The organism is Rhodococcus opacus (assembly GCF_012396235.1).
GTDB classification, from domain to species: Bacteria; Actinomycetota; Actinomycetes; order Mycobacteriales; family Mycobacteriaceae; genus Rhodococcus_F; species Rhodococcus_F opacus.
In genome coordinates this window covers 56,589-69,684 of record NZ_JAAXPA010000029.1, presented here as the reverse complement: position 1 = coordinate 69,684, position 13,096 = coordinate 56,589, and the positions used below count along the sequence as shown (strand labels likewise).

The following is a 13,096-nucleotide window of genomic DNA, read 5'->3' as shown; positions in this document are numbered from 1 at the left end:
AGGAGCACCATGACCACGACGGAATCCGTACCCGGGGTGACCGAGGTTCGTCACCTCATCGGTGGCGACTGGGTGGCCGCCTCGGACGGGGCGACCTTCGAAACCCGTGATCCGCACGACGGTTCACTGCTCGGGACGGTCCCCCGCGGAACCGCCGACGACGGCGAGGCCGCGATCACCGCGGCCCGCACCGCATTCGATGACGGTCCGTGGCCGCGGATGTCGCCGAAGGAGCGTGCGAAGATCCTGCACGCAGTAGCCGACAAGGTCGACGAACACCGTGAGGAACTCGCGCTGATCGAGACCCGTGACGGCGGCAAGAGCATCAACCAGTCCCTGCACGCCGAGATCCCGCGGGTGGCACACAATCTGCGGTTCTTCGCCGACTATGTGTCGATGGCCGCCAACGAGGCCTACCCGGACGGCGACCTGCTCTCCTACGTTTTGTACCCACCCGCCGGGGTGGTGTCGGCGATCAGCCCGTGGAACGCGCCGCTGATGCTCGCGACGTGGAAGATCGCCCCCGCATTGGCCTTCGGCAACACCACCGTTCTCAAACCCGCACCGCAGACGCCGCTCACCGCGCACCGGTTCGCGCAACTCGCCTTAGAGGCCGGCCTTCCCGAAGGCGTGCTCAACGTGGTCCACGGATTCGGGGGCGAGGCCGTCGCCGGTCCGCTCACCGCGGACCCGAGGGTCGACCGGATCACGTTCACCGGTTCGAGCGCCACCGGCGTGCGGATCCTCCAGGCCGCCGCGGTGAACCACACCCCGGTCTCGGCGGAGATGGGCGGCAAGTCCGCGAACATCGTCTTCGACGACGCCGACCTCGACGTCGCTGTTCCGATGGCGATCCGGGCGATCTTCGGTGGCAACGGGCAGGTGTGCCTGTCCGGCTCCCGCCTGCTGGTGCAGAACTCGATCATGGACGAATTCCTCGACCGGTTCACCGAGGAGGCGAAGAAACTCACCGTCGGCGACCCGAAAGACCCGTCGAATTTCCTCGGCCCGCTGATCGAGCAAAGACACCTCGAGAAGGTGCACGGCTACGTCGAACTGGCCCAGGAGGAGGGCGGCAAGGTCGTCACCGGTGGGTCGCGGCTCACCGACGATGCGCGGGCGAAAGGCTTCTACTACCCGCCCACGGTGATCACCGGGCTCACCAACGACTCGCGCACCGCGCGTGAGGAGATCTTCGGGCCCGTCGAGACCGTCCTCGGGTTCGACACCGAGGACGAGGCGCTGCGCATCGCGAACGACTCGCCGTACGGGTTGGCAGGGATTCTGTTCACCGACAACCTCAACCGTGCGCACCGCATGGCCGCACGGTGGAAGGCCGGCACGGTGTGGATCAACACCTTCTTCGAGCGCGACCTCCGACTGCCGTTCGGTGGCGAAGGCAGCAGCGGCCTCGGACGCGAGGGCGGCCAGTACTCCCGCGAATTCTTCACCGAGCCCCGAGCGGTCACCATCCGCCTGCGGAGCTGATCGAACTCGTCCACCAGTGGCCGGGGCGGTACCCACCGTCCCGGCCTTCGTCTTCCCGAACCGAGGAGAACTGTGCTGTGACTACACCCGACCTTTGTGTCGTCGTCGGTGCGACCGGTGCGATGGGCACCGAAATCACCCTGCGATTGGCCCGCCGCGGGCTGCGAGTGCTGGCCGTCGCCCGCAGAGGCGACGAACTCGAGAAGCTCGCGATCTCCGACGACCTGATCACGCCGTGCGTGGCCGACATCGCCGACGACACTGCAATCGACACGATCTCTGCGTGTATCGACTCGCCCGTTCGGATGGCGCTGTTCGCCGCCGGCCTCCCGGTGCGGGGTTCCGTCGACACGATTCCACCAGGCGACCTGGCCGTGGCGACGAACATCAAGGTGGGCGGACTCGTCCGCCTCCTGCACGCCGTCCGCGACCATCTCGTCGACGGCTCCCGCTTCGTCACCATCGCCGGCTCCCTCGGTCTCGAACCGGGTCCGCTCGATGCGGCGCCCGGCACGGCGAACGCTGCGGTCTTCAACCTCATGCGCCAACTCAGTGCCCTCTACGGGCCGAAGGGTGTCACCACCCACACGATCGCTCCCGGACCGGTGGACACTCCGAGGCTGCGTGCCTTCGTCGAAACCGAATCCGCCGAAACCGGGCAGGATCCGGAGAAGATCTGGAACCGCTACCGCGCCAAGACCAGCCTCGGTCGGCTGCCGACGCTCCAGGAGATCGGCTGGATCGTCGAGACCCTGCTCGCTCCGGAGGCCGCGGTGCTGCACGGCTCGGTGATCAACGTCGATGCCGGAACCCGCCACGGAATCCACTGACCGACTCCCGAAAAGGATTGTCACCTATGCCTGTCGCCCACTTCCACCTCGTCGACGGCGCCTACACCGCCGAGCAGCACCGAGAACTGCTCACCGCCGCGAGTCGGTGCTACTCCGAGGTTCTCGACTCACCGATGGACCGCGTAAGGGCGTTCATCGTGCGATACCGGCCCGACGATGTCGCTGTCGCGGGAACCACCGTTACAGACGGCGCGCCCGCGGCGCCCTATTTCACGGCGATCGTGCTCGCCGGACGCCCCGCCTCGCAACGTCAGGAACTTGCGGCGCGGTTCACCGATCTGATCGTCGACATCCTCGGTGCGCAGCGTGCGCTCGTGCGCGGACAGATCATCGAAGTCGACCCGGCGAACTGGGCGATCGCGGGGACCGCGGCCGCCACGACTCGTGCCGGTGAGATCGCGGCTCGTGCCCAGGCCGTGCCCTGAGCTGCACCACACATACGTATGGCGGCCGCGACATTCGTCGCGGCCGCCAGCCGTCGGCACTCGGTTCAGAACCCCCAGGGCTCGTCGCGCCCGAGGAGTTCCAGCGACCGGAAACTGCCGGTGTAGAAGACGAGCGGGTGCCCGTCGTCGTACCAGAGTTGCTCGACCCGGCCCACGTGCAGCGTGTGGTCGCCCGCGGGGTGCGAGGCGACCACGGTGCACGCGAGATGCACCAGAGCGCCTTCGAGGAGCGGCACGCCCCTGCGCCACACGAACCGAACCCGATCCGGTTCGTGTGCCGCGCCCGCGAAGTGCAACGACACAGGTTCCTGGTCTCCGGCGAGAATCGAAACGCCGTACGTCCCGGTCTCTCTGATCTTCGTGTCCATCTTCGCGCGTGTGGAGATGGACACGAGCACCAGCGGTGGGTCCAGCGACACCGAGGTGAACGCATTGGCGGTCATCCCATGCACCGAGTCCTCGTCTTCGCATTCGGCGGTGGTCACGATGGTGACACCGCTGGCGAACCGTCCCAGCGCCTTCCGCAGGTGTAGCGGCGTCACCTCGGGATCGAGTTCGCCCACTGTCTCGGTCATGGCTGCGCTCCTCGTCGTCGGTTCCACTCAGCCCCGGACGATCCTCAGATCGTCGTTGCCGATCAGGTCGGGCCGGGTCCAGCCGTCCACGTCGTACTCGGACATGCACTGTTCGGCGAATCCCTTGAGCGCCAGATCCTGTCCGGTCGCCTGGTAGGCGAACAACGTCTGGAAGCGGACGGCCTCGTGATCGCCGCCGTAATTGCGCTCGTAGAGTTCGTGCCGCCCACCGAACTCGGTGCCGACGGCGTCCCACAGCAACTTGAGCAACTGGACGCGGTCGATCGCGGCGACGCCGTTCGATCCGCGGACATACTGGTCGAGGTAGGGACGCATGGCCGGGTTCGCCCAGTCGCTCGCATGGGAGTTCAGGTAGATCAGCCCGCTGCCCAGCACCTGCTGGATGATCTCCTTGACCCGCGGGTACCCCACACCCATGAAGGTGCGATAGGCGAGGCCGTAGTTCAGGTTCGGCTGGACGGCGCCGTTCACCCACTGTTCGGGTGACTTGGCCATCGCGTCGGACAGCCCCCAGAACATGTCGCGCCAGTTGAGGATCTCCCCGATCTGCATCTGCACACCGCGGAATCCCGCGGAGCCGGTCATTTCCACACCCTTCATCACACAGCCGGCGATGAAGTCGAGCTTCACCGCGAGCCGAGCGCATCCGTGGAACATGAAGCGGGAGAGAAATCCCGACTTCATGACGAAGCCGTTCGCGGTGTCGGTGTCGTAGGCGAAGACGTTCTCCCACGGCACCAGCACCCGGTCGAACACCATGATCGCGTCGTTCTCGTCGAACCTGCTCGACAACGGATAGTCGAACGGCGTGCCCATCACCGCAGCGTTCATCTCGTAGGAGGTGCGGCAGAACAACTTCAGTCCTGGCGAATCCATCGGCACCGTGAAGATCAGGCCGTATTCCTTCTTGCGCAGCGGCAGTCCGTAGTGGGCGATGAAATTCGCGTTAGTGATCGCCGATCCCGTCGCGACGACCTTCGCGCCGGACACGATCAGACCCGCATCGGTCTCCTCGACCACGTGCACGCACACGTCGGCGGTTTCGTCGGCCGGCTTGTCGCGGTCGATCGGCGGATTGACGATGGCGTGGTTGAGGTAGAGCATCCGCTCCTGCGCGTGCTTGTACCAGCGCAGGGCGTTGTCGCGGTACGGGCCGTAGAAGTCGGCGTTGGCTCCCAGCGTGCCGAGGAACGAGGCCTTGTAGTCGGGCGACCGGCCCAGCCAGCCGTACACCTCACGCTGCCAGGCCACGATCGCGTCACGGGCGAGCACCAGGTCGTCCGCACTACGAGCGGTCTTGAAGAAGGGGTGCGTGAAGCCGCCGTTTCCGGTATCGGTGGGCACCGCCAGCACGCCCTTCGCCTCCGGCTGGTGCAGTGCGTCGTACATCCGCGCCACCGACCGCGCCGAGTTACGGAAAGCCGGATGGGTGGTGACGTCGTCGACGCGCTCCCCGCGGAAGTAGACCTCGCGGCCGTCGCGCAGCGACTCGAGGTACTCGTCGCCCGTCATGGGCCGGACGTCGTTCGGAACTCCGACGCGATCGTCGACGAATGCTGATGTGGTCATGGAGTCACTCCTGGTCTCGTTGGGCAGGAACCTGTTTCGGAAGGCGAGGACGTCGGCGCGCCTCGGTCACCGCTGTCGGTGTCGTACTCGACGGGGTGGGGTATATTGACCCGAACGCCAAGTTCCTGTGATCTGGAACACTATTAGGCGGAGGTGTGGTGGAACATGGCTGAGCGCGAACAATCGAATGACTCCGCGCGCACCGACGTGCCCGCGATCGTCTCTCTGCGAACACGGGAGCTCGATACCGGGGAGGGCCGTATGCAGTGGGCGAGCACGCTGGAGCGGCTCTACTGCGAGACGGACGTGGCGTGGCCGGAGCCTCGGCGTCACTTCGACGCGGAGTGGGGCGGGCGACCGTTCGGTGATCTGCATGTCAGCACGATCCGGGCCGACGCGCACACCGTCGTCCGATCGCCGGCAATGATCCAGTCCGATTCGGGGGAGGGGTATTTGGTCTGCCTCGTCACGGACGGAAGCGTGGAGGTCCGGCAGTCCGGCCGGGCCACGGTGGTGGAGCCGGGTTCCTTCGCGCTCCTCGACTGCGCCGCACCGTTCGTGTTCCACTCACCCGCCCCGTTCCGACAGGTCGTGGTTCGATCCCCCCGCGAGGTGCTCACGTCGCGCCTTCCGGGACGAATCGTCGAACACGGCACGGCGCGCTCGATTCACGGCGACACCGGGGCTGGCGGACTGGTCGGTCGGTTGTTCGTCGATATCGCGGACATGGACGCGCCGATGTCGCAAGGTGCTGCCGTGTCGTTCGCATCCTCCGCCGTCGACATGTTTGCCACGGCCCTGACCGAGGGCCTATTGGCGACCAGCGCTGCAGACCTGCACCGCACGGAGGACCTCACGCGGGTTCAGCGGGTGATCGAACAGAATCTCCACGACGCCGACATCACGCTGTCGGACATCGCCGCGGCAGCGGGTATGTCGCTGCGCACCGTGCACAAGCTGTTCAATGCGGAGGGCACCACGACGCGGGCCTGGCTGTACCAGGCCCGCCTCGAGGCTGCGCGAAAGTACCTGCTCACCACGGATCTGTCCGTCGCCGACGTCAGCGAGTGCGCCGGCTTCCGCGACGTGTCCCATTTCAGCCGGTTGTTCCGCAGCACCTTCGGCTCGAGCCCCGGCCTGTACCGGAAGGAGCACGCGCGCAGAGGTTCGTGATGCGCTGCGCCAACAAGTACGGTCAGGGAAGAACGGTGTCCTCGTTGCTGAAGAGCATCGTGACACCACCGGTGGCGAAGTTCGCGAGATCTCCGGCGGCCGTCTGCCCAGCTGGTGACGAGAGAGCCTGCGCGGCGGCATCCTTGGAGTCGAAGAACAACTCGGCGAGCGCGTATCCCGCGGGAGTAGTGCCGTCGAAGGTCTCACACTTGCCGGCGGCGAATCGGACGACCCCGGGCACCTGCCGGACCAGCGGCAGGTGTTTTGTGGCGTAGTACTCGTCGAATTCCGCCGGGTCGGTCGGCGGGTTGTAAATGATGCTCACTCGGTACATGAAATTCCTGTTCTCGGCGTAGTAGGTCGGGTTGGGGGACAGTGGGATCACACGGCCTCGGCCGCCGGCCGCGGAGCGTTCACGGTGAACTCCTCCTTGAAGATCAACCGCGGCGACATGCGGCGGCGTTTCAAGGCCTTGACGGCGGCGACGACCATCGCGGGCGGTCCGCACAGGTATCCGCTGTGGCCACGGCAACTGGCGAAGTCACCCAGCACGGCGTCGGTGACCATTCCCGTTGCCCCGTCCCAGTTCTCCTCACTGAGGACCGGGTGATAGTGGAATCGGGAATCGGTCGCCTCCATCGCGCGGAAGCACTCGACGTCGTAGAGGTCGGCTTCCCGGCGACCACCGTGGTAGAGGTGAATCGCCGGTAGCAGATCGTGATCCAGTGCATGCCGGACAATCGATTTGAGCGGTGCGAGCCCGGTGCCTCCGCCGATCAGGATGGCCGGCTCCTCCCGGGCTTCGACGACACCGAACTGGCCGAGCGGTCCACGCAGATCGATGCGGTCACCCACCGCGAGTGAGTCGAAGATCCAGCCCTCGGTGGCGAGGCCGCCCGCCGTATTCCGGACGTGGAACTCGAGCAGCCGTTGCTCGGACGGCGGGTTCGCCATCGAATACTGGCGCGCGACACCGGAGCCCGGCACGATCAGTTCGGCGTACTGACCGGCGTCGAACTCCATCGGCTCGTCGAGTTCGACGACGAGCCTGCGGGTCTGCCGAGCGATGTCGGACAGTTCCCGTACTGTGCCTGTGTAGTCGCGGAGGGGGTGCATCGGCCGGCCGGGGTCGGCGTCGTTCACGGGGGCGATGGCCAGGTCTCCGTGCGGTTTCGACTGGCAGGCCAGCGCGAGTCCCGACGAGCGTTCGTCGGCGGAGAGGATGGTCTCGTCGGCGGCGCCGTGGTCGACCTCCCCGGAGAGAACCCGAATCTTGCACGTGCCACAGGTCCCCTGTGAACAGGCGTGCGGAAGCCAGCGATTCGCCCGCAATGCGGCTTCCAGGACCGACGTGCCGGGTGCGACCGGGAACGCCCCGTCCTGCCCCGACACCGTCACCATACGGTCCATCGGTCAGACCTCCCAGGTGACGTGCAGGCCCTGCGGTCCGCGGAACGTCCATCCCCAGAACTGCGGGGCGCGGTCGGGATCGGGCTCGATGTTCGGGATCGTCTCGAACAGTTCCTCGAGTGCGATCCGCACGATCGCGGTACCGAGATACGTTCCGGCGCAAGCATGGTTTCCCGCTCCGAACGCCAGATGCGGCATGATGGGCCGGTCGATCTCGTAGGCCTCCGCGTTCTCCCAGACGGACTCGTCTCGATTGGCCGAACCGTATGCCAGCATGACCGGTGTTCCCGTCGGCAGGTCGATGCCGCCGATGGTGACATCGCGGCCCGCGACCTTCACCGCGGCACTCCAGATCGGGGCCACCCAGCGCGCGCCCTCGTTGACGGCGCGCGGAATGAGGGTGGGGTCGTCGATGACGCGTTCGAGCTGGTCGGGGTGCTGGAATAGCCCTGCCAGGGTGGTCGTCATGACGTGCCCGGGCTCCTGAAGGGCGCCGAGCAGGAACACGTAGATGTTCGGGTAGATCTCGGACCGGTCGCGGACCTGGCCGTCGGGCGTCCCGTCGTGCAGCCAGTGCGAGATCAGGGTGTGGTCGGGATGTTCGGTCCAGTGGTCGAGCATCGGGCCGACAGCGGCGACGATCTCGGCCTTCACCTGGTCACCGGCCTCGAACGGCCCGGGATTGGCGAAGTTTCCGTTCTCGTCGACTTCCGCGTTCCCGTACGACTGCGCCAGCGTCTGGAACCAGCGCACCAATGTCTCCGAAGGGATTTCGGTGAGACCCATCAGGTCCCCAACCGAACGCACACTGATCGGCGCGAAGTAGGCCTCCTGGATGTCTGCGGCACCCAGATCCTCGATCCCTTCCAGGAGGCTGCGCGCCTGCGGCCGGACCAGCGCTTCTACATAGGAGTCCACTGCACTGGGCCGCAATTGGGGATCGATCCATTCGCGAATTTTCTCGTGCTGTTCACCGTTGGCGGCGAGTACGGTACCTTTCCCGAAGGTTCGTCCACCCGAGGGCGCGATCACCGTGGACCAGGTCTCGGAATCCTGCGCGATCTGCAGGCAGAGGTCGCGCGACGACACGACGTGCATCCCTACCGCGGGCACGAACGCAATCGGGGCCTCGCGCCGGAGCCGGTCGTAGATCGGGTTCGGATCGCGGTCGAGTTCCTCCATGGTGATCGATTCGATCCACGTGGTGCTGGTGGTCATGACGCTGTCTCCTCTGAAGTGGTTCGCAAGATTCGAAGTGGGCGCGGCCCGGAGCCTTTCGGGGATCGTCCGCGCGGGGAGTGCCTGTGATCTGGAACACTAGGAGGCGGAGGTGCGATCGAACATGACCGACAGTGCACAGAAGGATGACTCCGCCTGCACCGACAGCGCCGCGTCGATGGTGCTGAGTACGCGCGAGCTGGAGTCGACCGAAGGGCGAGTGCGCTGGGCGGACACCCTCGACTCCACCTACTGCGAGATGGACGTCGACTGGCCCGACAGACACGCCCGGTTCGCCGCGGAATTGACGGTGCGGCCCTTCGGGGACCTGACCGTGAGTGTGGTGCACGCAGACCCGCACACGGTCGTGCGCACGCCCGAGATGATCCGGTCCGACCCCAACGACGACTACCTGCTGTGTCTGATCACTCGGGGGACGGCCACCCTCCAGCAGCATTCGCGGAGTGCGACCCTCGAGCAGGGAGCATTCGGGATCCTCGACTCGGCCGCACCCTTCGTCGTGGACGGCCGGACGGAATTCGAGCAGGTCGTCCTGCGTGCACCCCGCCAACTATTGATCTCCCGGCTTTCCGCCGAGGCCATGGAGGGCGTCGCCGGGCTGGGGATCTCCGGGCAGACCGGGATGGGCGGCCTCGTCTCCCGTTTTCTCGTCGACATAGCAACGACCGACGCCCGGTTGTCGGTGGGGTCTTCGGCATCGGTGGCCGCGTCCGCGGTCGATCTGCTCACCTCTGCCCTCACCGAGCAGGCGCGCCCAGTGACCGCGACGAAACGGGTCCACCACGACGACCTCCGGACGGTGCAGCAGACGATGACGCGGTACCTGCACGACCCCGACCACTCGACGGCCGAGATCGGTGTCGAACTCGGAATGTCCCTGCGCTACATCCACAAACTGTTCAGCTTGACCGGCACCACCCCACGCACATGGCTGTACCAATTGCGCCTCGACCGCGCCCGAGGGCAGCTCCTCGACACCGACTCGACCGTCGCCGAGATCAGCGACCGTGTCGGTTTCCGCGACGTCTCACACTTCAGCCGCGCATTCCGCAAGCGGTTCGGCGTCAGCCCCGCGCATTTCCGTGAACAGCACAACGGCAAAGGCGATTCACGTACGGACCGTTAGGTTTTCTTCGCTCTAGCCGGTGTGGTCGCGCCCGAAGATCTGACGCGCCAGCACCCACCGTTGGATCTCGTTGGCTCCCTCGTAGATCTCGCCGATCTTGCTGTCGCGGTAGATGGCCTCCACCGGACCCTCGGTGTCGTCGGCGCCGAGCGACCGGACGAAGCCGAGTCCGCCGAAGGCCTGCACGGCATCTCGGGCGATCCGCGCGGCCAGGTCCGTGCCCCGCAGTTTCGCCATCGCCGCCTCGGGTTCGGGGAATCGCTCGCCGGCGTCGAGCCGCAGTGCCGCTTTGAGATACAGGCTGCGGGCGGACTCCAGATCCGCGGCGTAGTCGGCCATCACGAACTGCCAGTGCTGTTTCGAGGCGAGCGAACCCCCGAAGGCGTGCCGCGACTTCAGATGGGCGACAGTCCGATCGAATGCGGCCTGCGCCATGCCGACGCCCGCGGCACCGATCCCGATGCGCCCGTAGGTGAGGGTCTGCAGCGCGATGCGCAGTCCACCCCCGACCCGTCCGAGCACCGAATCCGGCCCGAGGCGGACGTCGTCGAGATTAACATCGGCGGTGATCTGCCCGCGGTTCCCCAGTTTTCGGTCGGGGGTTCCGATCGTGACGCCCGACGCGTTGGTGGGCACGATGAAGGTCGTGAGGTCGTCACCGGTGCGTGCGAGCACCACCACCACACAGGCGACGACGGAGTTGGTGATCCACCGTTTCCGGCCGCGGAGGATCCAGCCGTCACCGTCCGGGGTCGCTTCGGTGGACACGGCGTCGGGGGACAGGTCGCTGGACGCACCCGGTTCGCTGGTCGCGAAAGCACCCACGATCTCCCCCTCGACGAGGGGCCGCAGCCAGCGGCGTCGCTGCTCGTCGGTGCCCTGGTCGAGCGCGGTGCCCGCCAGGATGCAGTGCACGTCGTAGATGGCCGCGACGCTGTTGGAGTAATACGCCAATTCCTCCACCGCGGCTGCGGTCGCGGTGGCGCGATGCGACAGACCGTCGCCGCCGACGTCGGACGGGAACGGGATCCGGAACAGTCCCTCCGCCGCCATCGATTCGAACGCGTCACGTGGGAAGCCGTCGAGCCGCTCGTCGCCGCCGGCGATGCGATGCGCGACGGGCTCGATCGCCCGGGTGGCGAAGTCGCGCACCCGCAGACGAAGGTCGCGAACCTCGTTCGGGGACAACAGGTCGTGATACAACTCGTCGGACATGCGCGCGACGGCGGGCGAGGCGGGCGCTGCCTCCGCGACGAGGGTGACGGGACTGTTCGGGGGCATCGGATCTCCTGAGACGGACGGCATGCGTGCCTTCCCTGTGTAACCCGGGTCTGGTTTTCGCCTCGACGTCGAATCGCAATGCCCGACTCCTCAGGTGCCGACGTCGGCGGTCGTTCCGGATACCCGGATGTTCGCCGCTTCCTCCCGCTCGGCGAGCGTGACGTCGCCGGCCGCGAAGTGTGTCTTCGGTGTCTCGCGCAGGATCACACGGACGTTCGCGACGGGCGTCCCCACCGCCCGGTGAGCGGCGTGGGTGAGCTCGTGGATCAGCAGGCGCAGTTCCTCGGGGCTGCGGCCCTCGGCGATGGTGACCTCGATGATCGGCATCAGCGACCTCCCGCCACGGTGATCGTGCCCAGATTCGTGAAGTGCGCCGCAATCCGCGCGCCCGGCTCCACCGGCACCGCGTCGGTCATCCCTCCCGTGAGCACCACCCAGCCGGCCTCGATGGCGTGGCCCCGTTCGGCGAGCGTGTTGGCGGCGAACGCCAGCGCTTCGGCCGGATGTCCGTGTACCGCAGCACCGGTCGCGGAATCGACGATTTCGCCGTCGACCTCGAGCAGGCACGCCTCGAGCGCAAGGTCGAGATCTTCGGGCCGCCGGCTGATCGGCCCGGTGACGTAGCGTCCGGACGAGTTGTTGTCGGCCACCGCGTCCATCATCGAGAACTTGTAGCCCGAGAACCGGCTGTCGATGATCTCGATCGCGCCCACGACGTGATCCACGGCGGCCAAGGCGGTCGCTGCGCTGATGCCCGGACCTTCGAGTCGGCGTCCCATGACGAACGCGATCTCCGGTTCGGCCCGCGCGTGGATCAGGCGGTCGCGGGGCACGGTCTCCCCGATCGGGAGGATCATCCGGTCGGTCAGCCACGCGGTCGACGGTGCGTCGACACCGACCTGACGTTGCTTGGCCTTCGAGGTGACCCCCAGTTTCACGCCGGTGACCTTCTCACCGCGCGCCACCCGGATGCCGAGGGCGATGTCCTGCGCGGCGTAGGCCGTTGCGAGGTCGAGGCTCTCCCACTCAGCTTTGATGGACGTCTGGGCCGTGGCACGATCTTCCGCCTGTAAAAGTCGCTCCGCCACGAGTGCTGCGCTCCATGCGTCGGTACCCATCACTGTTCCTCCTTGGTGCCGAGGACGGCCGTCACACTGCCGAGCCCGCTGATCTGCGCGACGATCGAATCGCCCGGATTCACGGGAAATGCCTTGGTCATCGAGCCGGGAAGCACGACATGGCCCGGTTCGAGTGTCACGCCCATCGGGCCGACAGTGTTCGCCAGCCACACGAGCGCGTTGAGCGGCGAGCCGAGAACGGCACCGCCCGCGCCGGTCGCGACGAGTTCACCGCCGATGTGGAGGGTGCATCCCGCCAGTCGCAGGTCCACCGCGTCGAGCGCGACCGGTCGGCTGCCCAGGATGACGCCGCCCGACGACGCGTTGTCGGCGATGGTGTCGAAGATGCCGATCTTCCAGTCCCGGATCCGCGAGTCGACGATTTCCAGTGCGGGAAGGACGAAGTCGACCGCCCGGACCGCCTCGGCGACGGTGACACCCGGTCCGGACAGAGGCCGGCCCAGCACGAACGCGATCTCGGGCTCGATCCGCGGCTGGAGGAACCGCCCCGCCGGTATGGGCTGGTGCTCGAGATGGAACATGCTCGCGGTCAGATGTCCGAAGTCGGGTTGGTTCACCCCCATCTGCCGCTGAATGGCCCGCGACGCGAGGCCCACCTTGTGCCCCTTGACGACGTCGCCGCCGAGCGTCCACTCCTCGACCTGCACTTGCTGAATGCGATAAGCGAGTTCGATCGACGCGTCGGGATGCTCCGGGGTCAGCGGGTCGATCGGTTCGCCCGTCCGGTACACCTCCAGCAACCGGTCGGCGGCCTTACGTGCGACGGTATCCATGGCAC

14 protein-coding genes are annotated in these 13,096 nt (G+C 66.8%); 5 read left to right on the top strand and 9 right to left on the bottom strand.

The genetic code is table 11. The annotated features are described in order from the left end of the window. The first annotated feature begins 9 nt into the window (after positions 1–9). The 3 genes from HGB39_RS29970 (at position 10) to HGB39_RS29960 (ending at position 2,764) form a co-directional block, all read left to right on the top strand. Entirely contained in the window at positions 10–1,488 is a 1,479-nt protein-coding gene (locus tag HGB39_RS29970; RefSeq protein WP_005572674.1) for an aldehyde dehydrogenase, read from the top strand. Between the two features lie 77 nt (positions 1,489–1,565). After that, positions 1,566–2,318, top strand: coding sequence for an SDR family NAD(P)-dependent oxidoreductase (locus HGB39_RS29965; protein WP_007296210.1), 753 nt, complete (start codon positions 1,566–1,568; stop codon positions 2,316–2,318). Positions 2,319–2,344: 26 nt separating this feature from the next. Beyond that, a complete protein-coding gene (locus tag HGB39_RS29960; RefSeq protein WP_007296209.1) occupies positions 2,345–2,764 on the top strand; it encodes a tautomerase family protein in 420 nt (139 codons plus the stop codon). Between the two features lie 65 nt (positions 2,765–2,829). Here HGB39_RS29960 and nphA read toward each other — a convergent pair whose 3' ends face one another. Together nphA and HGB39_RS29950 are read right to left on the bottom strand one after the other, a co-directional pair. Continuing rightward, positions 2,830–3,360, bottom strand: a complete 531-nt coding sequence (gene nphA, locus HGB39_RS29955) for an NADH-dependent flavin reductase (RefSeq protein WP_005572670.1) — start codon at positions 3,358–3,360, stop codon at positions 2,830–2,832. Between the two features lie 27 nt (positions 3,361–3,387). Continuing rightward, positions 3,388–4,950, bottom strand: coding sequence for a 4-hydroxyphenylacetate 3-hydroxylase family protein (locus HGB39_RS29950; RefSeq protein ID WP_005572668.1), 1,563 nt, complete (start codon positions 4,948–4,950; stop codon positions 3,388–3,390). A gap of 165 nt (positions 4,951–5,115) precedes the next feature. Here HGB39_RS29950 and HGB39_RS29945 point away from each other — a divergent pair, with 165 nt between their 5' ends. Continuing rightward, positions 5,116–6,123, top strand: a complete 1,008-nt coding sequence (locus HGB39_RS29945) for an AraC family transcriptional regulator (protein ID WP_043793351.1) — start codon at positions 5,116–5,118, stop codon at positions 6,121–6,123. Between the two features lie 22 nt (positions 6,124–6,145). Here HGB39_RS29945 and HGB39_RS29940 read toward each other — a convergent pair whose 3' ends face one another. The 3 genes from HGB39_RS29940 to HGB39_RS29930 are packed head-to-tail and all read right to left on the bottom strand — an operon-like array spanning position 6,146 to position 8,751. Then, on the bottom strand, positions 6,146–6,508 hold the full coding sequence (locus tag HGB39_RS29940; protein WP_005572664.1) for an EthD family reductase: 363 nt from the start codon (positions 6,506–6,508) through the stop codon (positions 6,146–6,148). Continuing rightward, positions 6,505–7,533, bottom strand: a complete 1,029-nt coding sequence (locus HGB39_RS29935) for an NADH:ubiquinone reductase (Na(+)-transporting) subunit F (RefSeq protein WP_043793349.1) — start codon at positions 7,531–7,533, stop codon at positions 6,505–6,507. The genes HGB39_RS29940 and HGB39_RS29935 overlap by 4 nt, the downstream gene beginning before the upstream one ends. Before the next feature lie 3 nt (positions 7,534–7,536). Further along, the gene (locus HGB39_RS29930) at positions 7,537–8,751 is read right to left on the bottom strand and encodes a cytochrome P450 (RefSeq protein ID WP_005260734.1); all 1,215 of its coding nucleotides are present in this window, start codon (positions 8,749–8,751) and stop codon (positions 7,537–7,539) included. Between the two features lie 124 nt (positions 8,752–8,875). Here HGB39_RS29930 and HGB39_RS29925 point away from each other — a divergent pair, with 124 nt between their 5' ends. After that, positions 8,876–9,898, top strand: coding sequence for an AraC family transcriptional regulator (locus HGB39_RS29925; RefSeq protein WP_054246735.1), 1,023 nt, complete (start codon positions 8,876–8,878; stop codon positions 9,896–9,898). Between the two features lie 12 nt (positions 9,899–9,910). On the opposite strand, the gene HGB39_RS29920 is transcribed toward HGB39_RS29925, so the two are convergent. From HGB39_RS29920 to HGB39_RS29905, 4 genes are all read right to left on the bottom strand, one after another. Further along, positions 9,911–11,179, bottom strand: coding sequence for an acyl-CoA dehydrogenase family protein (locus HGB39_RS29920; RefSeq protein ID WP_005572661.1), 1,269 nt, complete (start codon positions 11,177–11,179; stop codon positions 9,911–9,913). A 90-nt stretch (positions 11,180–11,269) separates the two neighbouring features. Next, complete coding sequence (locus HGB39_RS29915; RefSeq protein ID WP_064080226.1) at positions 11,270–11,506, bottom strand: tautomerase family protein; 237 nt, start codon at positions 11,504–11,506, stop codon at positions 11,270–11,272. Continuing rightward, on the bottom strand, positions 11,506–12,297 hold the full coding sequence (locus HGB39_RS29910) for a 2-keto-4-pentenoate hydratase (RefSeq protein WP_005572659.1): 792 nt from the start codon (positions 12,295–12,297) through the stop codon (positions 11,506–11,508). The genes HGB39_RS29915 and HGB39_RS29910 overlap by 1 nt, the downstream gene beginning before the upstream one ends. Then, a complete protein-coding gene (locus HGB39_RS29905) occupies positions 12,297–13,091 on the bottom strand; it encodes a 2-keto-4-pentenoate hydratase (RefSeq protein ID WP_054246730.1) in 795 nt (264 codons plus the stop codon). The genes HGB39_RS29910 and HGB39_RS29905 overlap by 1 nt, the downstream gene beginning before the upstream one ends. Positions 13,092–13,096: the final 5 nt, after the last annotated feature.